The 23,384-nt window shown below is 62.9% G+C and carries 23 protein-coding genes and 1 tRNA gene; 10 read left to right on the top strand and 14 right to left on the bottom strand.

What is annotated here, in order from left to right:
* Positions 1–22: 22 nt before the first annotated feature.
* Both RFM52_RS14910 and RFM52_RS14905 read right to left on the bottom strand, forming a co-directional pair.
* Entirely contained in the window at positions 23–1,201 is a 1,179-nt protein-coding gene (locus tag RFM52_RS14910; protein ID WP_320295605.1) for a D-alanyl-D-alanine carboxypeptidase family protein, read from the bottom strand.
* 128 nt (positions 1,202–1,329) lie between these two features.
* Positions 1,330–2,595, bottom strand: coding sequence for a septal ring lytic transglycosylase RlpA family protein (locus tag RFM52_RS14905; protein WP_320295606.1), 1,266 nt, complete (start codon positions 2,593–2,595; stop codon positions 1,330–1,332).
* A 608-nt stretch (positions 2,596–3,203) separates the two neighbouring features.
* On the opposite strand from RFM52_RS14905, the gene RFM52_RS14900 reads away from it, so the two are divergent.
* The 3 genes from RFM52_RS14900 to RFM52_RS14890 all read left to right on the top strand — a co-directional run bounded on the left by RFM52_RS14900 (position 3,204) and on the right by RFM52_RS14890 (position 4,314).
* A tRNA-Ser gene (locus RFM52_RS14900) sits at positions 3,204–3,293 on the top strand.
* Between the two features lie 145 nt (positions 3,294–3,438).
* Positions 3,439–4,038, top strand: coding sequence for a hypothetical protein (locus tag RFM52_RS14895; RefSeq protein WP_320295607.1), 600 nt, complete (start codon positions 3,439–3,441; stop codon positions 4,036–4,038).
* Positions 4,039–4,116: 78 nt separating this feature from the next.
* Positions 4,117–4,314 carry a hypothetical protein gene (locus tag RFM52_RS14890; protein ID WP_320295608.1) on the top strand — a complete coding sequence of 66 codons (198 nt, stop codon included), beginning with the start codon at positions 4,117–4,119 and terminating at the stop codon, positions 4,312–4,314.
* A 143-nt stretch (positions 4,315–4,457) separates the two neighbouring features.
* On the opposite strand, the gene RFM52_RS14885 is transcribed toward RFM52_RS14890, so the two are convergent.
* On the bottom strand, positions 4,458–4,589 hold the full coding sequence (locus RFM52_RS14885) for a hypothetical protein (protein WP_320295609.1): 132 nt from the start codon (positions 4,587–4,589) through the stop codon (positions 4,458–4,460).
* 295 nt (positions 4,590–4,884) lie between these two features.
* Here RFM52_RS14885 and RFM52_RS14880 point away from each other — a divergent pair, with 295 nt between their 5' ends.
* From RFM52_RS14880 to rimO, 3 genes are all read left to right on the top strand, one after another.
* Positions 4,885–5,292: a DUF930 domain-containing protein gene (locus RFM52_RS14880; RefSeq protein WP_320295610.1), complete on the top strand. Its 408-nt coding sequence runs from the start codon at positions 4,885–4,887 to the stop codon at positions 5,290–5,292.
* Between the two features lie 168 nt (positions 5,293–5,460).
* Positions 5,461–6,147 carry a TerC family protein gene (locus RFM52_RS14875; RefSeq protein WP_320295611.1) on the top strand — a complete coding sequence of 229 codons (687 nt, stop codon included), beginning with the start codon at positions 5,461–5,463 and terminating at the stop codon, positions 6,145–6,147.
* 181 nt (positions 6,148–6,328) lie between these two features.
* Positions 6,329–7,642 carry a 30S ribosomal protein S12 methylthiotransferase RimO gene (rimO, locus tag RFM52_RS14870; protein WP_320295612.1) on the top strand — a complete coding sequence of 438 codons (1,314 nt, stop codon included), beginning with the start codon at positions 6,329–6,331 and terminating at the stop codon, positions 7,640–7,642.
* A gap of 83 nt (positions 7,643–7,725) precedes the next feature.
* Here the strand turns inward: rimO and RFM52_RS14865 are convergent, their stop codons facing one another.
* The 8 genes from RFM52_RS14865 to RFM52_RS14830 form a co-directional block, all read right to left on the bottom strand.
* Positions 7,726–8,793: a BMP family ABC transporter substrate-binding protein gene (locus RFM52_RS14865; protein ID WP_320295613.1), complete on the bottom strand. Its 1,068-nt coding sequence runs from the start codon at positions 8,791–8,793 to the stop codon at positions 7,726–7,728.
* A 51-nt stretch (positions 8,794–8,844) separates the two neighbouring features.
* On the bottom strand, positions 8,845–9,765 hold the full coding sequence (locus tag RFM52_RS14860) for an ABC transporter permease (protein ID WP_320295614.1): 921 nt from the start codon (positions 9,763–9,765) through the stop codon (positions 8,845–8,847).
* Positions 9,765–10,895: an ABC transporter permease gene (locus RFM52_RS14855; RefSeq protein ID WP_320295615.1), complete on the bottom strand. Its 1,131-nt coding sequence runs from the start codon at positions 10,893–10,895 to the stop codon at positions 9,765–9,767. The genes RFM52_RS14860 and RFM52_RS14855 overlap by 1 nt, the downstream gene beginning before the upstream one ends.
* Positions 10,892–12,457 carry an ABC transporter ATP-binding protein gene (locus RFM52_RS14850; protein ID WP_320295616.1) on the bottom strand — a complete coding sequence of 522 codons (1,566 nt, stop codon included), beginning with the start codon at positions 12,455–12,457 and terminating at the stop codon, positions 10,892–10,894. Before RFM52_RS14850 ends, RFM52_RS14855 begins: the two co-directional genes overlap by 4 nt.
* A gap of 247 nt (positions 12,458–12,704) precedes the next feature.
* Positions 12,705–13,682, bottom strand: coding sequence for a quinone oxidoreductase family protein (locus RFM52_RS14845; protein WP_320295617.1), 978 nt, complete (start codon positions 13,680–13,682; stop codon positions 12,705–12,707).
* Positions 13,683–13,817: 135 nt separating this feature from the next.
* Positions 13,818–14,636, bottom strand: a complete 819-nt coding sequence (pcsA, locus tag RFM52_RS14840) for a phosphatidylcholine synthase (RefSeq protein WP_320295618.1) — start codon at positions 14,634–14,636, stop codon at positions 13,818–13,820.
* Positions 14,633–15,247, bottom strand: a complete 615-nt coding sequence (locus tag RFM52_RS14835) for a DUF1326 domain-containing protein (protein ID WP_320295619.1) — start codon at positions 15,245–15,247, stop codon at positions 14,633–14,635. The genes pcsA and RFM52_RS14835 overlap by 4 nt, the downstream gene beginning before the upstream one ends.
* A gap of 13 nt (positions 15,248–15,260) precedes the next feature.
* Positions 15,261–16,151, bottom strand: coding sequence for a DUF2182 domain-containing protein (locus RFM52_RS14830; RefSeq protein WP_320295620.1), 891 nt, complete (start codon positions 16,149–16,151; stop codon positions 15,261–15,263).
* A 101-nt stretch (positions 16,152–16,252) separates the two neighbouring features.
* On the opposite strand from RFM52_RS14830, the gene RFM52_RS14825 reads away from it, so the two are divergent.
* On the top strand, positions 16,253–17,464 hold the full coding sequence (locus RFM52_RS14825; protein ID WP_320295621.1) for a UbiH/UbiF family hydroxylase: 1,212 nt from the start codon (positions 16,253–16,255) through the stop codon (positions 17,462–17,464).
* On the opposite strand, the gene RFM52_RS14820 is transcribed toward RFM52_RS14825, so the two are convergent.
* Entirely contained in the window at positions 17,441–18,403 is a 963-nt protein-coding gene (locus RFM52_RS14820; protein ID WP_320295622.1) for an AEC family transporter, read from the bottom strand. The genes RFM52_RS14825 and RFM52_RS14820 overlap by 24 nt on opposite strands.
* 310 nt (positions 18,404–18,713) lie before the next feature.
* Here RFM52_RS14820 and hspQ point away from each other — a divergent pair, with 310 nt between their 5' ends.
* Entirely contained in the window at positions 18,714–19,037 is a 324-nt protein-coding gene (gene hspQ, locus RFM52_RS14815) for a heat shock protein HspQ (protein ID WP_164772605.1), read from the top strand.
* A 93-nt stretch (positions 19,038–19,130) separates the two neighbouring features.
* Here the strand turns inward: hspQ and RFM52_RS14810 are convergent, their stop codons facing one another.
* Positions 19,131–19,751, bottom strand: coding sequence for an invasion associated locus B family protein (locus RFM52_RS14810; protein WP_320295623.1), 621 nt, complete (start codon positions 19,749–19,751; stop codon positions 19,131–19,133).
* A gap of 294 nt (positions 19,752–20,045) precedes the next feature.
* On the opposite strand from RFM52_RS14810, the gene RFM52_RS14805 reads away from it, so the two are divergent.
* Positions 20,046–21,866: an extracellular solute-binding protein gene (locus RFM52_RS14805; RefSeq protein WP_320295624.1), complete on the top strand. Its 1,821-nt coding sequence runs from the start codon at positions 20,046–20,048 to the stop codon at positions 21,864–21,866.
* Positions 21,867–21,973: 107 nt separating this feature from the next.
* Positions 21,974–22,654: a DsbA family oxidoreductase gene (locus tag RFM52_RS14800; RefSeq protein WP_320295625.1), complete on the top strand. Its 681-nt coding sequence runs from the start codon at positions 21,974–21,976 to the stop codon at positions 22,652–22,654.
* Positions 22,655–22,736: 82 nt separating this feature from the next.
* On the opposite strand, the gene RFM52_RS14795 is transcribed toward RFM52_RS14800, so the two are convergent.
* Positions 22,737–23,171, bottom strand: coding sequence for a hypothetical protein (locus tag RFM52_RS14795; RefSeq protein ID WP_320295626.1), 435 nt, complete (start codon positions 23,169–23,171; stop codon positions 22,737–22,739).
* Positions 23,172–23,384 lie beyond the last annotated feature (213 nt).

Here is a 23,384-nt window from a genome sequence, read left to right as displayed (position 1 = left end):
AAAGGTCCACGAACTTGCCCGATCACAAATGTTTCTGACGCAGCCAGCCGACAGCGAGTTCCTTGGCCGCGTCGAGCGCACGCTGCGGCAGCGTGCCCACTTTAACCGACTCGGCGGCATAGAGCGGCGTCTGCTGGCTCAGCGTATCGCCTATCCAAACGCGCAATTCTCCGACCGGTTGCCCCTCCTCGACCGGTGCCGATACCGGACCCTGGTAGACGATCCTGGCGGTCAGCTTGTCGCGATTGGCGATCGGCAGAAAGATGTCGACCGGACCTTTCGCTTTCAAGGCCAGGCCCGACTTGGCGCCGCCGAAAACCTGCGCTTCGCCGACCACCTCGTCCTGGGCGAATATCTCGGTCTTCTGGAATGACCGCGAGCCCCAGTCGAGCAGCTTGCGCGCCTCTTCGGAGCGTTCGCGGTCATTTGCCAGTCCGCTGAGAGCGGCGATCACCCGCGTGCCGTTGTGGCTGACGGTGCCGACCAGGCCGAAGCCCGCCTGCTCGCTGGCGCCGGCCACGAAGCCGTCGGCTTCGATGCCCATGGCGATCAGCGGATTGCGGTTTCTTTGCGCGATTTTGTTCCAGGTGAAGTCCGGCTGGCTGTAATAGTGGAAGAATTCCGGATAGTCGCGCCACAGATGCAGCGCCAGCATCGTCAACTCCCGCACCGTCGTCTGCTGGCCGTCGGCCGGCAGGCCGGTCGAATTGACGAAGCTCGATTTCTGAAGACCGATCTGGCGGGCGCGATCGGTCATCTGCGCGGCGAAATTCGCTTCCGAGCCGGCCATGCCCTCGGCGAGCACGATACAGCCGTCATTGGCGGCCTGCACGGTGACGCCCTGGATCAGATCCCCGACGCGGACCTCGGATTTGAGCTTGGCGAACATGGTCGAGGTTCCGGACGGCGCGCCGCCGGTGCGCCAGGCGTTTTCGCTGACGACGAAAGTATCGTCGAGCGTGATGCGCTTCGACTTGATGGCGTTGAAGACCATTTCCATCGTCATCAGCTTGGCCATCGAGGCCGGCGGGATCGGCTTGTCGGGATCCTTGGCGAAGAGCACGGTGCCGGTGTCGGCATCGATCATGAACGCCTGCGTCGCCTTGGTCTCGAAAAGCTGCGCGCTTGCCGGGACCGCGCAAAGCAGCGCCAGCACCAATCCCAGAAGGCTGGCGAAAGGCGGAAAAATGCGCAGTTGCATGAAATGTCGACCCAATCTGAGCAACACCGGAGACATTGAACGGTTTTCGCCCGGAATTGCGCAAAGACTACCCCGCGGCCAAGCTATCAGGGTTTTTTCGGCCGGATCAACGGGCAGCGCGAATTTGATCAGTTACGCACAACCAGCGCGTCCGGCGCGCCATGCGACCAGGCCGCCTGAAGCAGGTCGTCGACGCTGCCATGGCCGTCCGGATAGACATTGACCGCATACCAGTCATTGCCGTCGAGTTCGGTGCGCTGGATCTCGGTCCGGCCGAATGGCTCGAGCGCCGAGGCCACGCGCTTTGCCTCCGCGGCTTCGTCGAAGGAACCGGCGGCGACATAGTCGGATGCCGGCGCCTGTTCCTGGCGGTTCGATTTCCGCCACGACTGCAGGACATCGGCAGGCGACATGCCGCCGGCATCGAGCGCGGCAAAGACGTCGGCACGCTGCACCCGCTCATCCGCATAGGACAGCGAAGCCACGGCGAAGGGTGAGTTCGGTGGCAGGGCGAGGTCCGGCCGTACCGGCACGATCGGTCCGAAATCGGGCAGCACGACATCGCTCGCGCCCTGTGTCGAGAACGCCGCCGGTTGCACGGTCGGCTGGTCCGACAGGCCCGGCTGCGCGGCAAAAGCCTGCCCCGAATTGGTCAACTGTCCAGGGAACGGCACGGCGGCCGGCGGCACGCCCGTCGACAAGCTCGGCGACGGGCCGTTCATGGCCACCATCACGCCGGTCGGCAGACCGTCCGACGGATCCGGCCGGTTGTTGCCAGGGTGATAGGAGGCCACCAGATACTGATCGTCGTCACCGTCGAGCGGCGCGCGGCCGACATATTCGACTTTGACCCTGGCCGTGCCGACCTTGTCGTAGTCGAGCATCTGCGCCGCGCGCTCGGAGACGTCGATGATGCGGCCCTCATGGTAGGGACCGCGATCGTTGACGCGCACGATCACCGAGCTGCCGGTCTCCAGATTGGTGACGCGGGCATAGCTCGGCAGCGGCATCGTCGGATGCGCCGCGGTAAGATGCGTCATGTCGTAGACTTCGCCATTGGCGGTCAAACGGCCGTGGAAGGCGTCACCATACCAGGACGCCAGCCCGACCTTGGTGAAGCCCTTCTTATCTTCCTTCGGATAGTACCACTTGCCGCGCACCTGGTAGGGCTTGCCGAGCTGGTCGCGACCGCCGCCCCGCCGCATGAACTGCACGCGCGGGCTTGCCTTCACGCCATACTCGGACTCGGCGAAATATTCCTTGGAGCGAGCCTTCTTGTAGACCATGCCCTTCGGTTCGGGCTGCGAGGCGCAGGCAGCCAAAATGAGGCCCGAAAGGGCGCACAAGGCGAAAGCAGAAGCGCGACGAAGACGCGGGCGCGCCGGAGTCTGCATGTTCTCGATTGTCCCCTACCGTACTGCCACCCGACGGGGCCAGAAGTCGCCTACCAGGCCAACACCTTGATCCCCAATCCCTTTTGCACCGGAATTGCTTATCACGATGTTAATCGATTATGGCAGCAACAGGGCGAGATTATGGCGAGAATGCCGGGCCATACCCCCGGCAAGCCGCCTGCCCCGATTCCGAGAGGCTACGCCGGCAATATCCGCACCGCCAGGAAGGATCATCGGCGAGCCAAAACCTGCAGGCGAACAGACGCTCGTCCGTTATTGTGGCAGTGCGGACGAAGCCTGCTGAGCAGTCGCGCGCGACAGCATCTCGCGCTTCGTTAGGACCGGCTTCTCGTAGTCTTTCTTCACAGCTTCCCCCTGCTTGAAATATTAGCAAGTCGACATTGGCCGACCTTGCGCCGAATTGTCAATGCAGCCGATTCGATGGAATGCCTCGCGGCTCGACGGTGGCCCGCCTGATTGCTTCTTGCGCATGATTGGCTCCTTGCGATTGACAGGTCTTTGCGCGACGCACTAGAGCATGGCGCGCAGTCCTATCGACACAGCCCCTGTGGCCAACGAGACGGAAGCGCCCTCGTGAAGATCACGATGGAGGGATGGCCGAGCGGTTTAAGGCACCGGTCTTGAAAACCGGCGTGGGCGCAAGTTCACCGTGGGTTCGAATCCCACTCCCTCCGCCAGCAAAGCGCCAAAGGCAGCGCTCATGGAAACGCGTCAAAAACAGCGCAAATTACAGCCTACAGACCAATTTCAAATCAGAGCATGAACCGATTGCTCGGGCGCTGCGACCAATGCTCTGAGATGAGAAACGTCTGGAGGCTTGTCATGCAATCGTCGATGGAAAGAACGAGCTTCGGTCGTCCGCTCGTTTTGGCAGCCGGCCTGGCCGTCATGCTCGGCGGACCAGCCGCCGCGAAAGAACTGAGCGATCCGCTTTCACCGCTCACCACAACCAAAGGCTCAGTCCTCTGCTTTGAGCGCGACTACTCCGCCGCGCATCTCGCACAGCACCCCAGGCAGACGACCAAGTCCATTCTCCTGGCCTTCGAGCAGGGCTTCGTCACCATCGTGCTGCGGCCGCGCACGGGCCCGGAAAAACGCATCTATGCGGCCTGCGACTGGCGGCAGGGTGCCGGGATCGACACTTCGGATCACAAGATGATCCCCAACTTCAACGGGCCGGCGGGATTCGACTGCATCGTGACGGAAGACGAGTCCGCCGAGGAAGCCGGCTACGGCCTGATCGACCCGGCGCAGGACGGCCAATCGCTCACGCTTTTCCTGCAGAGCCCGATCTATGTCGAGGGCAACAGCGCCGACGAGGAAAGCCACAGCATGACGCTCGGCAAGGAGGACCGGACGTTTGCGCTGACCCGAACCGACCCAAAGGCATGCGAAACTTACAAGCCGGTCTCGGAGGAGTAGCGCCAATCCGGACTAGGATGACGTTTCGTTGGGTGCCCTGGCCCGAAGGAAATTAAACTTTCCAAGGAGCGATCCGTGATGGCCAGGCAAACACAAGCCTTCGCCTTGGCAATCTTCCTGGGTTCGGCGGCCTTCGCGCACGCCGCCGACTCCGGCGACGCGGGTTGCGCCGCGGGGCCGAAGATGAAGCCTAAATCTGTCATGTGCCTGCCGCGCGCCCCGCGCAACTGGATCGTCTGCAGCGGCGTCCCCAATGCCCAGGGCGAAGGATTGTGAAAGGATACGGGCGTTCCCTGCGAACAACCGCCGCCTCGCGATCCGGCGGACTATCGGCCGGTGGCCGCCATAGCTCTGCAAGCCGTCGCCAACTTTGCCGTCGAAAGCGGCGAACATCGAAGTGTTCGAGCTCCAGTTCATTTTCAGGCCCGCATTGCCGAGGCGCCCTGGATGACGAAGGAGGTGCCCGGAGCCGCCTGGAAACTTGGCTTCACCGAGCGGTCCGGCTCGAACTCGTGCACCCAGGCTGCGCGGCCCCATGCCTGCGCATTCACCGGATCGATGTCCCGGTCAGCCCCGCCATGCGAGGCGCGCCACGCACGCGGTCGAATGCGTCCTGGAGCGGCTGACTTTTCTGGGCATATCGCGACCCGATTGAAGGAAGACGCATGAACGCGGCACCTCACACAGACCCGAGTGTTTTCGCGAACATTGGCGATTCTGCAAGCCTAGCCACCGAGAGTGGTACGCCGGGTGCAACGATTGAAGGACCGAATTGTTTTGCGGCGCGCATTGGCGCGCCGGTCAACGGTTGGTGAAGCAGCGTTCATTTGATTTCTCAGACAAAATATGCTGCTTGTCGCGCCCATGAAAAAGCTCTGCCTGATGGTTCTGGCGTCGCTGACGCTGGTCTTGCCGGCCAAGGCGATGGACAATGCGTTGCGCGCCGGCCTGATGAAACTCGACCCGCAGACTCGCCTCGAGCAGCGGTGTGACGCCGAAGTCCTCGACCGGATCAGTCACGATGATCACAACTACAAGGCCGACCGCGTCGTGGCCTACGCCTTCGCCACGCCGCAGATGAGCGCCGATGCCATCAAGAGCTCGGGCGCGGCCTTCCGCAGCAAGGGCCAATGGTACCGGCTGAAGTTCAAATGCCAGACCGGGCCGGACCATATGGAAGTGCTGCAGTTCCGCTACAAGATCGGTGACGAAATCCCGGAATCCGACTGGGCCAAATATAATCTCTACGATTAGTTTTCCGCCATGCCCGCCTTGCCGACGACCACCCGAAATCCTTGAGGGCTTGCGCCGCCGGCGTTGTTTTCCGGCGATGTCCAAGCCTGTGCCTTGACGCCGATGGACCATGCCTTTAGGGCCGTCTGGATAAGGGCTACGCTCATTTCAGGCAAGGATTTCTAGTCGATGGAAATATTCACTGCCGCAGGCCTTTCAGCTCTCCTCCAGGTCGTTGCAATCGATCTCGCGCTGGCCGGCGACAACGCGATTGTGATCGGCCTCGCGGCAGCCGGCCTTCCTGCGGATCAGCGCAAGCGCGCCATCCTTGTCGGCATCGCGGCGGCCACGGTCCTGCGCATAATCTTTGCCCTGATCACGCAATGGCTGCTGACCATCGGCCCGATGTTGCTGATCGCCGGCGGGCTTCTGCTTCTGTGGGTGTGCTGGAAGATGTGGCGCGAATTGCGCGTCAGCCACGACGACGAGCGCGACGCCACCGAAGCGCTGTCGAACAGCGATTACAACAAGGATGGATCGGTCTCCGGCAAGAGCAAGCGCAAGACCTTCTCGCAAGCCGCTTGGCAGATCGTCATCGCCGACGTTTCGATGTCGCTCGACAACGTGCTCGCCGTCGCCGGCGCGGCCATGAAGCACCCCACTGTGTTGATCATCGGGCTGGCCCTTTCGATCGCGCTGATGGGCTTCGCCGCATCCTTTGTCGCACGCCTTCTGCACAAGTATCGCTGGATCGCCTATATCGGCCTGCTGATCATTCTTTACGTCGCGGTGAACATGCTTCTCGGAGGCGCCGTGCAGCAGTTTCCCGACCATTTTGCCTTCCTGGCACCATGGTTCGGGCCGGGCGGCCACTGACGCTCTTTCTGGCGAGCGTCCGCGCAGCGCCTCTCGTCCTGGCCGGCTGGCAGGTTTGCTTCTGTGCCGAAGCGTGCTATTGCGCCCGCGCGAAATGGCTCAAAGCCGCGCACGTAGATCGATCTTCGGAGCCTGTGGCTCAATCCTCGATCTCGCTCTCATCTCTTGGAAAACAAAGTTTATGTCCGCCCCACGCGTCAGTTTCGTCAGTCTTGGATGCCCGAAGGCGCTCGTCGATTCCGAGCGCATCATCACGCGGCTCCGCGCCGAAGGCTATGAGATCGCACGCAAGCATGACGGCGCCGACCTCGTCGTCGTCAATACCTGCGGCTTCCTCGATTCCGCGCGCGACGAGTCGCTCAACGCCATCGGCTCCGCCCTTTCCGAAAACGGCCGCGTCATCGTCACCGGCTGCCTCGGCGCCGAGCCGGAGGTCATCCGCGAAAAGCACCCCAACGTGCTGGCGATCACCGGCCCGCAGGCCTATGAGAGCGTGATGGCGGCGGTCCACGAAGCGGCTCCGCCCAGCCATGATCCCTATGTCGACCTGTTGCCGCCGCAGGGCGTGAAGCTCACGCCGCGCCACTACGCCTATCTGAAGATTTCCGAGGGCTGCAACAACCGCTGCACCTTCTGCATCATCCCTGCATTGCGCGGCGATCTCGTCTCGCGCCCGGCCGCGGATGTGCTGCGCGAAGCCGAAAAGCTCGCCAAGGCCGGCGTCAAGGAGATCCTCGTCATCTCGCAGGATACCAGCGCCTACGGCATCGACATCAAATACCAGACATCGATGTTTGGCGATCGCGAGGTGCGGGCGAAATTCCTCGACCTCGCCGAGGAGCTCGGCAAGCTCGGCATCTGGATACGCATGCATTACGTGTATCCCTACCCGCATGTCGCCGACGTCATTCCGCTGATGGCGGAAGGAAAGATCCTTCCCTATCTCGACATCCCCTTCCAGCACGCCTCGCCGCAGGTGCTGAAGAACATGCGGCGCCCCGCGCATGGCGAAAAGACGCTGGACCGCATCCGCGGCTGGCGCGAGGTCTGCCCCGACCTCGCCATCCGCTCGACCTTCATCGTCGGTTTCCCCGGCGAGACCGAAGATGATTTTCAGATGCTGCTCGACTGGCTGGACGAAGCCAGGATCGACCGCGCCGGCTGTTTCAAATACGAGCCGGTGAAGGGCGCCCGCTCCAACGACCTCGGGCTGGAGCAGGTGCCGCAGGAGATCAAGGAAGCGCGCTGGCACCGTTTCATGCAGCGCCAGCAGAAGATCTCGGCAGCGCAGTTGGCAAAAAAGGTCGGCAAGCGCCTGCCGGTGCTGATCGACGAGGCGCATGGCACATCGGCCAAGGGCCGCACCAAATACGACGCGCCGGAGATCGATGGCTCGGTGCACATCCAGTCGCGGCGGCCGCTGCGCGCCGGCGAGATCGTCACGGTCAAGATCGACCGCGCCGACGCCTACGATCTCTACGGTTCGGCGGTCTGACAGCCCACACGAACAAGGCAGCTTCAAAGAAAAAAGGGCGCCCCGGAGGCGCCCTTTTCCGTTTCGGTTCAGCTGCTTGCTGCTTACTGCGGCAGCTTGTCGTCGATGCCTTTGACGTAGAAATTCATGCCGAGCAGCGTACCGTCGTCGGCGACCTCGCCGTCCTTCAGCCAGGGCGATCCGTCCTGCTTGGACACCGGTCCGGTGAAGGGGTTCCAGCCACCGGCGATCTTCTTCTCGGTCGCTTCCGCCATCGCCTTCACGTCGTCGGGCATGTTGGTGTAGGGCGCAAGCTTGACGGCGCCGTCCTTGATGCCGAGCCAGACATTGTCCGGCTTCCAGGTGCCGTCGAGAGCAGCCTGGACGCGGCTGATGTAGTACGGCCCCCACTCGTCGGTCAGCGAGGTCAGCTGCGCGTTCGGCGCGAACTTGATCATGTCGGACGACTGCCCGAAGCCGTGCAGCTTGCGCTCCTCGGCGACCTGCAGCGCGGCAGTCGAGTCGGTGTGCTGGACGATGATGTCGGCGCCCTGGTCGAACAGCGCCTTGGCGGCGTCGGCTTCCTTGCCCGGATCGAACCAGGAGTTCACCCACACGATCTTGACCTTGAAGTCGGGATTGACCGACTGCGCGCCGAGCATGAAGGAGTTGATGCCCATCACCACTTCCGGGATCGGGAAGGAGACGATGTAGCCGGCGAGGCCCTTCTTCGATTCCTTGGCCGCGATCTGGCCGAGCACATAGCGGCCTTCATAGAAGCGCGCATTGTAGATGCCGAGATTGTCGCCGGTCTTGAAGCCGGTGGCATGCTCGAACATCACCTTTGGGAACTTCTTGGCGACCTTCACTTCGGCGTCCATGAAGCCGAAGGATGTGCCGAAGATGATCTTGCACTTCTCGCGCGCCAGGCGCTCGAAAGCGCGGTCGGCGTCCGGACCTTCCGATACGTTTTCGAGATAGGCGGTCTCGACCTTGTCGCCGAGCGCCTTCTCGACCTCGAGGCGGCCCTGGTCGTGCTGGTAGGAATAGCCGAAGTCGCCGATCGGACCCGTATAGACCCAGCACGCCTTGAGCTTGTCGGCAGCTTCAGCGGTTGCCGCCAGCGACAGGGCCGCAGCCGTGGTCATCAACGCTATAAGCAGTTTTTTCATTGTGTTACCTCTCTGAGTTAAGCCTTGGAGCTTCCCGTCTTTTTGTTGTCGTCAACGATCCGGAACAAATGGCTGCCCCAACGAAGCCGGCGTGTTCATCATCGTCAGCCGCTTGTTGCGGGAGATTAGAACGAGAACCACGACGGTTGCCAGATAGGGCAGCGAAGAAAGAAACTGCGAAGGTACCGGAATGCCAAAAGCCTGTGCATGAAGCTGGCCGATCCACACCGCGCCGAAGATGTAGGCGCCGGCCAGCACCCGCCACGGACGCCAGGAAGCGAACACCACCAGCGCCAGCGCGATCCAGCCGCGGCCCGCGCTCATATTCTCCACCCATTGCGGCGTGTAGACCAGCGACAGGTGGCCGCCGGCAAGGCCTGCGCAGGCGCCGCCGAACATCACGGCGAGATAGCGGTAGCGGATGACCTTGATGCCGAGCGCATGCGCCGACGTGTGGCTGTCGCCGATCGAGCGCAGCGTCAGGCCGGTGCGCGTCTTGAACAGAAACCACATCACCGCCGCGGTCAGCGCGATCGAGATATAGAAGACCGGATCCTGGCCGAAGATCAGCTTGCCCACAACCGGGATCGAGCTGATCACCGGGATGTCGAGATTTGGCAATCTCACGCCCGGCTGGCCGACGAAGCTGGTGCCGATCATGCCCGAGAGGCCAAGGCCGAGCAGCGTCAGCGACAGGCCGGTCGCCACCTGGTTGGTGGCGAGCGACAGCGTCATGACGGCGAACAGCAGCGAGAACAGCGCGCCGACGATGATCGCGGCAAGCAGGCCGATCCATGGCGACCCGGTGAGGTAGCCGGCGCCGAAGCCGCCGACGGCGCCCATGATCATCATGCCTTCGACGCCCAGATTGAGCACGCCGGAGCGCTCGACCACCAGCTCGCCGATCGCCGCGATCAGAAGCGGCGTTGCGGCGGTCGCGATGGTCAAAAGGATGTTGACGGTGATGTCCATCAGCGGGCCTCCTCGAGCTTGGGCGCTGCTTCGAGTTTCGTCGCGCCATTCGGCTTCGTTAACGCCATGCCGATCAGGCGAATGCGGTAGTGGATGAGCGTGTCGCAGCCGAGCACGAAGAACAAAAGCATGCCCTGGAAGACGCGCGCCACCTTGTCGGAGATGCCGAGTGCGCTCTGCACCGCCTCACCGCCGAGATAGGTCAGCGCCAGCACTAGGCCCGCGGCCACGATGCCCAGCGGATTGAGCCGGCCAAGGAAGGCGACGATGATGGCGGTGAAGCCGTAGCCGGGCGAGATCACCGGCTGCAACTGGCCGATGGCGCCGGAGACTTCCGAGATGCCTGCAAGGCCGGCCAGTGCGCCAGACAGAAGGAAGGTGAAGAACACCATCCGGTTGAAGCCGAAGCCGGCGAAGCGCCCTGCCCTTGGGCTGGAACCCAGCACGCGGACCTCGAAACCCTTGAGCATGCGGCTCATCATCAGCCAGACCAGCACGGCGGCCACCAGGGCGAAGACAAAGCCCCAATTGGCGCGGCCGGCATCGGGCATCAGCTCGGGCAACACAGCGGAATCGCCGAACTGGATCGTCTGCGGGAAGCCGTGACCTTGCGGATCGCGCCACGGACCGCGCACCAGCCAGTCGAGGAAGAGCTGCGCGACATAGACCAGCATCAGGCTGGTCAGGATCTCGTTGGTGCTGAAGCGTGTCTTGAGCAGCGCCGGAATGGATGCGTAGAACGCGCCGCCGACCATGCCGAGCAGAAGCATCAGCGGGATCACCAGCGGACCTTCGAATTGCGGGAACAGCACCGGGATGATCGAGCCGAAGATTGCGCCGAATATGAACTGGCCTTCGGCGCCGATGTTCCAGATGTTGGCCCTGTAGCAGACCGACAGGCCGACCGCGATCAGAATGAGCGGTGCCGCCTTGATCGCCAGCTCGTGCAGCTGCCAGACCTGGCTGATCGGCTCGACGAAATAGATCTCGAAGGCGTTGAGCGGATTGACGCCGAGCAAGGCGAACATGATGGCGCCGGCGATGATCGTCAGCGCGAAGGCGATGAAGGGCGACAGCATCGAGAACAGCGCCGAGCGTTGCGGGCGTTTGACGAGTTCGATGCGCATCATGCCACCTCCATTCCGTGTTCGGCGTGGCCGGGTTCGGCGCCGCCCATCAAGAGGCCGATCTTCTCGAAAGTCGCCTCGGCGATCGGCAGCGGCACCGACAGTTCACCGTTGTGCATGACGGCGATCGCGTCCGACAGTTCGAACAATTCGTCGAGGTCCTGGCTGATGACCAGCACCGCCGATCCGCTGCGCGCCAGCTCGATCAGCGCCTGGCGGATATGGGCGGCGGCGCCGGCATCGACGCCCCAGGTCGGCTGGTTGACGATCATGACGCTCGGCTTGCGGTCGAGCTCGCGGCCGACGATGAATTTCTGCAGATTGCCGCCCGACAGCGCCGCCGCTTCCGGATCCGGCGCGCTCTTGCGCACGTCCATGGCGGTGATGATGCGCTGGGCGGCGCTGTAGACGGCGCCGTTCTTGACCATGCCGCCCGAGCCGACGAAGGCCTTGCCGTCGGTGGCGTGGCGCGACAGAAGCAGGTTCTCCGAAAGCTTCATGCGCGGCGCCGCGCCATGTCCGAGGCGCTCTTCGGGCACGAAGGCGGCCCCCATCAGGCGGCGACGGGTGATCGGCAGGCCTCCGGCATCCTTGCCGCGAATGCGCACGGAACCGGCATCCTGCTGCAGCACTTCGCCGGAAACGGATTCGAAGAACTCGCCCTGGCCGTTGCCGGCCACACCCGCGATGCCGATCACTTCGCCGGCGCGCACGCTGAGATTGATGTTCTTGAGTGGTATTGCGAAGGGCGTCGCCGGCTTGCGGCTGAGGTTGCGGATTTCCAGCAGCGCCGGCGCCGTTTCGATCCCTTCCGCCGGCGCGCGCACCACCGCCTTCACCTCGCTGCCCACCATCATGCGGGCAAGCGACGCGGCGGTCTCCTGACGCGGGTTGCAATGGCCGACAACCTTGCCGTGGCGCAGCACCGTGGCGCGGTCGCAGATGCGTTTGACCTCTTCCAGCCGGTGCGAAATGTAGAGGATCGACTTGCCTTCGGCGCGCAGCCGCTCCAGCGTTTCGAACAGCTTGTCGGCCTCCTGCGGCGTCAGCACCGAGGTCGGCTCGTCGAGGATGATGAGCTGCGGCGTCTGTAGGAGGCAGCGGATGATCTCGATGCGCTGGCGTTCGCCGACCGAAAGGTCTCCGACCAGCGAATCCGGATCGAGCGGCAAGCCGTAGCTATAGGACAGCGCCCTCGCCTTCGCGGCGATGCTGCCGATCGGCGAACCGTCATTGAGCGAAAGCGCGATGTTCTCGGCCGCAGTGAGCGCTTCGAACAGCGAGAAATGCTGGAACACCATTCCGATGCCGAGCTTCTTGGCCATGCCCGGGCTGGTGATCTTGACCGGCTTGCCGTCCCAGAAGATTTCGCCCGAGTTCGGTTCGAGCGATCCGAACAGCATCTTGACCAGCGTCGACTTGCCGGCGCCGTTCTCGCCGAGCAACGCGTGGATCTCGCCTTTTGCGATATTGAGATCGATGTGATCGCACGCAGTCAGCGTGCCGAAAATCTTGGTAAGGCCACGAACCTCGAGCAGGTTCGCCCCGTCATGATTTGCACTCACAGTGCCTCCCACCCGGTTTCCCGGATATGTTCTGTGTTCCCGAAAGCATGGTATGCGCGGCCGGCTCCCATCGGAAAGCAGCACCCTACTTGAAAGAGCTTCAAGAATTTCAGCGGAAACTCAAGGGCTAAGATAGGCCTGTAGAGAACGCAGGCAAATCCGCAGCGCTTTTCAGGCAAGCCGTGCCTTCGGGCACGGCAAGTCGCTGAAAAACAGGGCAGTCGGCTAAGGCGTGATGCCGAAAGCTCTAAGGAATGAGGACAGTCGTTCCCGTCGTCTTGCGGGCCTCGAGATCCGCTTGCGCCTTTGCCGCATCCTTCAGCGCATAGCGCTGGTTGATCTTGATCTCGACGGCGCCGCTCATGACCACGTCGAAAAGCGCTTCGGCCGACTTCACCAGATCCTCGCGGCTGGCGTTGTAGACGAACAGCGTCGGCCGGGTTGCGAAGATCGAGCCCTTCTGCGCCAGGAGCGACATCGAGAAAGGCGGGATCGGCCCGGACGACTGGCCGAAACTCACGAACATGCCCAGCGGCCGCAGGCAATCCAGCGATGCCGGGAAGGTGTCGGCGCCGACGGAATCGTAGACGACGTCGCATTTCTTCCCGCCCGTAAGCGCAGCGACTCCGGCGACGAAATCCTGCTCCTTGTAGTTGATGACGTGATCGAAGCCATGCGCCCGCGCGAGCTCGATCTTGTCGGCGGAACTCGCGGTGCCGATCACGGTCGCGCCGAGATGCTTTGCCCATTGGCCGAGGATCAGGCCGACGCCGCCGGCGGCCGCGTGGTAGAGGATCGTATCGCCGGCCTTGACCGGAAAAGTGCGGCGCAAGAGGTATTCGGCGGTCATGCCCTTCAGCATCATCGCCGCCGCCTGCTCATCGCTGATGCCGTCCGGCACTTTGACCACACGATCGGCGGCGATCACCCGCTTCTCGCAATAGGCGCCGACATTGACGGCATAGGCGATGCGGTCGCCGGGCTTCAGCCAGTTGACGCCGGTGCCGAGCGCCAGCACGACGCCCGCCGCCTCGCCGCCCGGAATCAGCGGAAAACCACCGGGTGGCGGGTAGAGCCCGGAGCGGTAGTAGACGTCGATGAAGTTGAGGCCGATCGCGGTGTGCCGGATCAGGATCTGGCCTTCTCCCGGCTGGCCGGGATCGGCGTCTTCATAGGCCAGGACTTCGGGACCGCCATTGGCGTGGATACGGATTGCCTTGGACATCGCTCAACTCTCTGAAAGGTACGTACAAAATCCGGAAACTTGATCCCGAAACGGAGAAGCGGTTTCCGGAAGGCCGTGCGCCGATGGACAGCCAGGCCAGGATGACCATTCGACCAAAAATATCCTGATCCAGGATCAGGGCTTCTTGGCGCCCAGACTGGGAAACATCTGCATGATGCCTCCGATGCAGGCGAGATAGAGGCCGGTGATCGTGATGCCGATCTTGGTGAAGTCGCTGACCTGCTCTCCCAGCACGCCGATCTTGTCATAGAAGGTGGCAAGTGCCGCCTGCGCCAGCGCCAGCGCGCCGAAGGCGCACCACAAAAGCGTCATGCCGAGATTGAGCGGTCGCAACCGCACGACGCGCACAGGATGGATGAAATTGATCGGCAGGAAGGTCAGGATGCCGGCGACCACCACAACAGCGAAAGACACCCATTGCCCGGGCTCTATGACGAAGAGCGTGAAAACCACCATGTTCCAGACGACGGGGAACCCTTTGAAGAAGTTCTCCTTCGTTTTCATGCCGGTGTCGGCGTAGTAGATCGCGCTGGAGACCACGATGATGGCCGCGGACAGGAAGGACAGGTTCTCGCCCATGAAACCGCGCTGATAGAGCGCGAAGGCCGGTATGAGCACGTAAGTGACATAGTCGATGATGTTGTCGAGGAGCTCGCCCGACCATGTCGGCAGGATGTCCTTGACCTCGAGCCTCCTGGCGATCGGGCCGTCGATGCCGTCGACGAACAGCGCCAGCCCCAGCCACCAGAACATCGCCGTCCAGCGTTCCTCGCTCGCCGCAACCAGCGACAGGAAGGCAAGGAACGACCCTGATGCGGTGAGCAGATGGACGGAGAACGCGCGCGCCTGCGGCCACGTCACCTTCTTCTTCGGCAGCGGAATCCGCTCCGCGATCTTCTTGGCTGCTTTTCTGGCCGCTGTGTTCTTGCTCACGGTCCCCGCCAGTCCAGCTTGCAGATTTCGGCCGAGCGGCCCGCGAAATTCCAGTTGCGGCCGAAGGCGCGCATCTTGCTCTTGTCGGACTTCGCCACGATGATTTCAGGCGCAATCCAATATTCCGAATTGGTGATCACCGTATCCTTCTCGCGATCCTTGCCGGGAATTGGCGTCACCGCGCCGTCTATGATCTTCGGTATCTGGAAGACGCGCGTCTTGTCGCGCGTCTCGTAGGTGATCGGCACCTGCTCGACGCCGAGGAATTTTCCGACCAGAATCGACAACAATGCGGTGGTGCCGCCGGCCTTGCCGGTGAAGATCTTGGTCAGCGCCTTCACCGCATAGACCGAAGCGCGCTTGTCGATGAACAGGCCGGCCGTCCAGTTGCCGCGGCTCATATAGCCGGGGATTTCCATGATCAGGCCGAGATTGAGGCCCGACAGGTCGACGTCGCCGAAATGGCCCGCGTCGATGCGGAACCCGGCCCAGGTCTGGCAATAGCCCTCGGTCGGCGGATGGCTACCGAGCGACAGCACGCAGGGACAGAAAACCGTGCAATTGCAAGAGAGTACCAACTCCCCTTTCATTGCCCAGCTTTGGTCGGTCATCGAATTCTCCCCCTCACGCCGAAACTAATAGCAGGGCAGCCGCCCACACAAGCAGTATCGTACCGGCAACCCGGCTGGCCACCCTGCCGCCGGTCTGTTTTTCGATCAGGGTGAACAGGCCGATCAGCGCCATCCAGAAGACGTTCATGGCGCCTACGGCAAACATCACCAGCATCAGCGCCCAGCAGCAACCGAGGCACCAGATGCCCTGCTCCAGTCCCAAACGGAAGACGCGGGCCGGCTTCGCGCTCCAGTTGGCGAACAGGATCGAGAACGGGTTGCGGCACTTTTCCAGGCATGCCTGTTTCAGGCCGCTGAACTGATAGAGACCGGCCACGAGCAGCGCGGCGGCGCCGGCAATGCCGATGGCGGGGTCGAGTATCCGGCCGGAACCGGCAAACGCGTAGACCGCGAGCTGCAACAGCGTAAAGCCCACTGATGCGCCAAGCCATGTGGCAAGGTATCCGGCGACAAGCACCAGCGGATGAGCGACGAGTTCGCCCTTGATCCTCGCCGTATCGGCGATTTCACAATAGGTGCGGATCAAGGGCGCCGCCGAAGGCAGCATCGTCGCCACGGCCATCAGGAACCACATCAGCACCAGCGCCGGCGCTTGCAGGCCGGCCGGGCCGGCAAGCGGTGCCGGAGCGAGGCAAAGAGCGAAGAACCGGTCCAGGAAACCCGGCAACGGCAGGCTCGGCAGATTCTTCAGCAGCATGTCGCCGGGGCCGCCGACGGGGCTGTTTTCAGCGCCGCGGATCGCCATCGCGCCAAGCAGGAGCCAGGCAAGGCCTATCCCGACGCCGATCGTGAGCATGACCGTAAGGCGCGGGCTGCGCGCCACGCCTGCCGTCGCTCGGCCCGCCCGGTCGAGATGGCTGAAATCGTGCTGCTCACCACTCATGGCAATCGAATGGGCTGAATCGCCGCGTTGATCAAGCCGGCTGATCTGCCCTATATCCAGACAAAGGCCCGAAGGGTCGCCTCGCATTGTGGAAGCCTGGCGTGGAGCACAACGACAAAGCCCGCATCCTGGTTGCCGGCAGCGGTCCGGCCGGCTTGATCGCGGCGCTCGGCTTCGCCGAGGCCGGTTTCGGCGTGACGCTGGTCGGCCCCGAAGCCAACAGCGCCGACGGCCGCACCACCGCCCTCATGAATCCGGCGCTGAAGGTCCTTGAACGGCTGGGCGTCCTTGCCGAGCTGAAGCCGCAGGCCGCGCCGCTCAAGGTGATGCGCATCGTCGACGCCACCCGCCGGCTGATCCGAAGCCCGACCGTGACCTTTCGCGCCAGCGAGATCGGCGAGGAACAGTTCGGGCTCAATTTGCCGAACAAGGTTCTGATACCGATCCTCGCCAAGGCCGTTTCGGCCCATCGCGGCGTCGAATGGCTGAAATCCATCGTCGAGTCATGGCGCCTCGACGCCGATCAGGCCCACGCCCGGCTAGCCGACGGCAGCGAAATCTCCGCGTCCCTGGTGGTCGCCGCCGACGGACGCCTGTCCCCGGCACGGGAAGCCGCCGGCATTCGCGCCTTTGCGCGGCCCTATCCGCAGTCGGCGCTCGTGCTCAATTTCGGCCACCGCAGCGAGCACGGCTTCGTTTCGACCGAGTTCCACACCGAGACAGGGCCGTTCACGCAGGTGCCGCTACCCGGCAGGCGTTCAAGCCTTGTCTGGGTGGTCAAGCCGGAAACGGCGCTGGAGCTTGCCGCGCTCGACGATGCAACCCTGTCGGAGCGTGTTGAGCAACAGATGCAATCGATGCTTGGCCGCGTCTCGGTCGAGCCGGGTCGCCAAGTCTATCCCTTGTCGGCGGCCTCGCCCGGCCGTTTCGCGCAAAACCGCGTGGCGCTGGTCGGCGAGGCGGCGCACGTGTTTCCGCCGATCGGCGCCCAAGGCCTCAACCTCGGTATCAGGGATATCGACGATCTGATTGGAATCGCGAGTGAAAACAGCGCGGACCCCGGATCGCACGGGAGCCTCGCCGTCTATGACACCAGGCGCCGGCCCGACATATGGGCGCGTAGCGGCGCGGTGAACCTGCTTAACATGTCGCTCTTGTCCGACATGCTGCCGGCGCAGCTGGCGCGCAGCGCCGGCCTCAATGCGCTTGGCGGCTTCGCGCCGCTGCGCGCCTTCTTCATGCGCGAGGGACTGCGGCCCGGCAGCGGTTTTCGCGCGATTGCCGGCGGGTTAAGGAAAGAGGTCGGCCGCTAGGATTCCGTGCCGGATCGCGTAGAGCAGCGCGGTCACCGTCACCACCGAAAGGCATGTCGTGATCAGCACGCTGGCCGAAGCCCGCTGCACCCACACGTCATATTGCTGCGCGATCACGAAGACGTTGGTCGCCGTCGGCAGCGCCGCCAGCAGCATGGCGGAAAAGACCCAGGTCGGCGAGAAATTGCCGATCCAGCTCAGCACGACATAGCAAAGCAGCGGGTGGACGATAAGCTTCAGCCCGGCGATCAACGCCAGTTCATGCGGCACGCGGTTGAGCGGTCGGAGCGCCAGCGTCACCCCCATGGCAAACAGGGCGCAGGGCGCGGCCGCGCGGGCGAGATAGTCCAGGAAGCGATCGACAGGCAGCGGCGGGCGGAACTCCACATAGGCGGCGGCGACGCCAAGCGCCGTCGCGATGATGAAGGGATGCAGCGCGATCTTCTTCACGACGCCGAGCGCCAGCTGGAGCGGCGGCGCCTTCTCCTTGCCCGACAACGCCATCATCATCGGCGCCACGGTGAAATGCACGATGTTCTCGAAGCAGAAGATCAGCGCCACCGGCACCGCCGCCTGCTCGCCGAACGCCAGCAAGGCAAGCCCCGGTCCCATATAGCCGATGTTGCCGTAAGCCGCAGCAAGGGCGGTGATCGTCGCCGGCGCGATCCCGCCGCGGGAAACGAAGACCGACCAGGCGAACATCAGTGTGAAGATCCCATAGGTGGCGATCAGCGAGCCAAGGATGAAGCTCCACTCCGTCAACTGCTCGAACGGTGTCTTGGCGAGCAACTGGAAGAACAGGGCCGGCAGCGCGACATAGACGATGAAAATGTTCATCCAGCCGAGCGCTTCCAGCGGCTGCCTGGTGATGCGCGCCACCAGGAAACCGACAAAGATCATGCCGAAGAATGGAAGGACGAGACCGATGACGTCAGACATTTTCGCTCGGGCAGAAAACTCCCGTGCGGGCTAACCCGTTGCTTCGGCTGAGGTCAAGGCGTTGGCTATTGAATTGCCGCCGCGCCTGCGCCAAATAGGCACCAAGCCGAAAGTCGGGGTCGATTTCTGGCCGGGTGACGTGTAAATTCAAGATCTTAGGCGCCTTGCGCGCAGCCACGACAGGCGCCTCGGAACAGCGCATGGCCCGAAAATCGGATCGATTTTCGAAGAGGATCATGCGCAAAACTAAAGTGCTGCAGCATTCTTTGCGCGTCCGAGAGGACGCGCGGCGCTGCAGGTGGTGAACGTGATGAAAACGGCCAAATTCTCGATCGGACAAGTGGTTCGCCATAGGCTGTTTCCGTTCCGCGGCGTGATCTTCGACGTCGATCCCGAATTCGCCAACACCGAGGAATGGTACGAGGCCATTCCCGCCGACGTGCGTCCACGCAGGGACCAGCCTTTCTACCATCTCCTGGCGGAAAATTCGGAGACCGAGTACATCGCCTATGTGTCCGAGCAGAACCTGCTCGAGGACCGGTCGGGCGAACCGGTACGGCATCCGCAGATCGGCGAGATGTTCGACAAGCTGCCGGACGGCCGCTACGAGCCGAAACGCCAGTCGAAGCACTGAAGCCAACGAATGTTGCCAACGCGCGGCGCGGCGACAACAAAAAAGCGGGGCACGTGCCCCGCTTTTTGTTTTCCGAGAAACGCGCTGACGCGATCAGTTCGCGGTCTTGGCCTTGTCCTGCTCGTCCTTGAGCTTCTTGGCGAAGTCCTGGTTGTTCTTGGCGACGAAGTCCTGCAGCTTCTTCTGCCGGTCCTCGATGTCCGACTGCTGCAGCGGCGGGCCGTCATAGGCGCCGCTGAAGCCGCTGAGCGCGATCTTGATTGGGTTCGGCTGGTTCTGGAAGTTGATCGAGGTGAGCGTGATGCCCTGCCCCTTCTTGAAGGAAGCGACGAGCTGGTCGCTCAGCGGCACTTCCGCCACGCAACGGTCCGGGAAGCAGATCACATAGTCGAGCTTCTGCGCCTTGCCGGCATCGATCTGCAGCGCAATGCCGGGAGGCACGAGGCGGCCGGTCGGGACCGTGACCTGGAAGACCTTGCGGTTCACCTTGCCCTTGAGCTCGATCAGGCTGACGCCGGTGACGAGCTGGCCGTTGCCGGCCGTGACGATGTTCTGCACATTGCAGATGTCGACGTCTTCCTGCTTGGTGCAGGCCTTGAACCAGCCCTGAGGAATCTGCGGCTGCTGTTGGGCCGAGGCGGTGACAAGCCCGGCGCCCAGAACGCCGACCACGCCTGCGGCCAGCACCGAAAGGCGGTACGCGTTGATCGTCATATGGTGCACTTTCCTCTCAAATGATCCCGGGGACCGGCTTCTTCGCGCCGTGTGGTCCAGCTACCTGTTGCCCAAATGAGGCAACAGGATGACTTCGGAGCGCGTGTTACACTGCCAGCGGCGCCGAATCCAGCCCGGTTTCCGCGATTTCTTCGCGGTTCCTCTCCCAATGGCGAGCGTCGGTCAGCGCGGGAGCGGCTGAACCCGATTCCCATTCGGGCACCGATTCAATCGGGTAAGGAAATGCTCTACGGTGCATGGCGAATCACAAAGCCGCCCGGCAAGGAGACGGTCATGGACCGCGTTCTCGTTCGGCTGATCGCCGCGACCTCGTTTCTGGCTCTTTCGCTCCTTCCGTCACAGTCGGAGCCGAAGCACGGCATAGCCATGCAAGGCGAGCCGGCACTGCCGCCCGACTATCAGCATTTCGACTACGTCAATCCGGACGCGCCGAAAGGCGGAAGCGTCACTTATTGCGTCGTCGGCTCCTTCGACAACCTCAACCCCTTCATCCTGAAAAGCCTGCGCACCACGGCGCGCGGCATGATCGACACCGTTTACGGCAATCTCGTCTTCGAGCCGCTGATGCAGCGCAGCTATGACGAGCCTTTCAGCCTCTATGGGCTGCTTGCCGACAGCGCCGACATGGATCCGGAGCGCAAGAGCATCGAGTTCCATCTCAACCCCAACGCAAAATGGTCGGACGGGCAGCCGGTGACGCCGGAGGACGTGCTGTTCACCTATGACGTCTTCACCGACAAGGGCCGCCCGCCCTACAGCGACCGCATGAGCATGATCGCCAAGCTGGAGAAGACCGGCGACCACAGCGTGAAATTCACCTTCAATGACAAGGCCAACCGAGAATTCCCGCTGATCGTCGCGCTGACGCCGATCGTCCCGAAGCATGCCTTCGACAAGGACACGTTCGACAAGACCACGCTTAAGCCGCTGATCGGCAGCGGGCCCTACACCGTGGACAAGGTGCTGCCGGGGCAGCGCATCGTCTTCAAGCGCAACCCGGATTATTGGGGCAAGGACACTCCGTCGAAACGCGGCTTCGACAATTTCGACCAGATCACCATCGAGTATTTTCTGAACGCCAACGCCAAGACGGAAGCGTTCAAGAAAGGAATCTGCGCCCTCGACGACGAGACCGATCCGGTCAAGCGTGAGCGCGACATCGACTTTCCCGCCTTCCGAAGGGGCGACGTTAAGGAAGAATATTTCAACACCGGCATCCCCCCGGTGGTGACCGGCTTCCTGTTCAACACCAGGCTGCCGAAGTTCGCCAACCCGGTCGTGCGCCGCGCCCTCGGCATGCTCTACGACTTCGAATGGGCGAACAAGAACCTGTTCGGCGGCAAGTTCAACCGCACCATGAGCTACTGGCAGAATTCCGAGCTGTCCGCGCTCGGCCACCCGGCCGACGACCGCGAAAAGGCGCTGCTTGCCCCCTATCCAGGCCGCGTGCCGCCCGATGTGATGGACGGCACCTGGCACCCACCCGTGACCGATGGTTCGGGTCAGGATCGCAAGGTGCTCAAAGCCGCCTTCGAATTGTTGAGGAGCGCCGGCTTCCGCGTGCAGGACGGCAAGATGCTCGACCCGCAGGGAAACCCCTTCAGCTTCGAGATCCTGACCTCGTCGCAGGATGAGGAGCGGCTGGCTTCCATCTACCAACGCACCCTGGAGAAGATCGGCATAGGCGTCGGCATCCGCACCCTCGACGGCGACCAGATCCAGTCGCGCAAGCAACGCTATGACTTCGAGGTACTGATCGGCACCAGCGGCTTCAGCAATTCGCTGTCGCCCGGCAGCGAGCAGCTCGGTCGCTGGGGATCGGTCGCCGCGAAGACGGAAGGATCGTTCAATCTCGCCGGCGTCGCCGATCCGGCCATCGACGCCGCGATCGACGCCATGTTGAACGCCCGCACCAAGGAAAACTATGTCGCGGCGGTGCGCGTGCTCGACCGGCTGCTGATCTCAGGCAACTACATCGTGCCGATGCAATACAACACGCAGCAATGGCTCGCCTACTGGAGCTATCTGGAACATCCGCAAAAGACCCCCATATTCGGCTATCAGCTGCCGACCTGGTGGCGAAAGCCCAACTGATGCCAGAGCGTGATGCCGAAAAGTGTGAAGCGGTTTTCGGACGACATCATGCTTTATATCTCTTTGATTGAGAGCCGAACCCAATCGGGACCGAACAGGAGACGAGCATGAGCGCCGAGACCTCCATCACCGTCGATGTCGTGTCCGATGTCGTCTGCCCCTGGTGCTTCATCGGCCAGAAGCGGCTGGACAAGGCCATTGCTTCCGCAAGCGATATCGAGGTGCATGTCCGCTGGCGGCCGTTCCAGCTCGATCCGACCATCCCGCCTCAGGGCATGGATCGCCGCCAATACATGCTCGGCAAGTTCGGCAGCGAGGAACGCATCCAACAGATCCACGCGCGCATCGAGCCGCTCGGCGAGGCCGAGGGCATCCATTTTGCCTTTGGCGCCATCAAGGTCGCTGCCAACACGCTGGACGCTCATCGCGTCATCCGCTGGGCGGGCGCCGCGGGTGAAGATGTGCAGAACCGGCTGGTGCGCCGCCTGTTCCAGCTGAATTTCGAGGAAGGCGTGAACATCGGCGACCATGCCGTGCTGGTGAAGGCTGCTGGCGAGGCCGGCATGGATGCGTCGGTGGTCGAGACGCTGCTGCCGACCGATGCCGATGTCGAGGCAGTCCGCAACGAGATCGCCACCGCTTCGCGCATGGGCATCACCGGCGTGCCCTGCTTCCTGCTCGAAGGCAAATACGCGGTGATGGGCGCGCAGGATGCCGACACGCTTGCCGACGCCATCCGCCAGGTGGCCCAGGCCAAGGCGCGTGGCGAGCTGGAAACCGCGAGCTGAATAATCCGTCAGCGCAATCGGGACGGAAGGTTACGGCGAAGCCGCCGTACCTGACGCCATGCGCTTTCCTGGAATCGTGCTCCTACTTCGCGGTCGCTTTGGCCTTGCTCAGGAAGAAGCCATGACCATCGCCGCCCGTGCAGCTTAGCCCCTTTGTCGACGACTGGCAGGAAAACGGCCCCCTGCTCCAGCTGTTGCCGTAGCCAAGCTTGGTTACGTCGCCGCAACAGCCCTGCTCGCCGGGATTCTTGATCAGTGTCGCTGGGCCTTTAGGCCCCAATATCACGGTCACGTAGCTCGGCTCGACGCGCGAGCAGGAAAGCTCCGGCCCGCCATCCCGCGGCTGGTAGGTGCTGGTGCCGCCCTTCGGCGTATAGATGCAGCCAATATTGCCGGACGGGGTGTTGAACTCGATCTGGCCCCCGGCGCTTGCCGGAATGCTCTGGCTGGCGGCATGTGCCGCGGACATCCAGGTGAAAACGGTGAGCAGCGCGGCCGCAACTGAACGTGCAGGCATGTCATCCCCCTCCGACATAGACCAACATCTGGCAGGTTCGGCCCGCTGGGCCACGTTGTCAAACCCCGTTCCGTCTCGAAACACGATCTGGTGAATCGCCTTCTACGCCGCGCCGAGCTAGAATCGCGTGGGTTTAGCTGATTTGAGGGGGCACTGAATGGCCGTCAGGCGTCGCGCATTGTTGCTATTGTGCTTGCCTTTCGCCCTCGGGCT

The organism is Mesorhizobium humile, assembly GCF_033977215.1.
Classification (GTDB): domain Bacteria; phylum Pseudomonadota; class Alphaproteobacteria; order Rhizobiales; family Rhizobiaceae; genus Mesorhizobium; species Mesorhizobium humile.
This window is presented reverse-complemented; position numbering and strand designations above follow the sequence as displayed.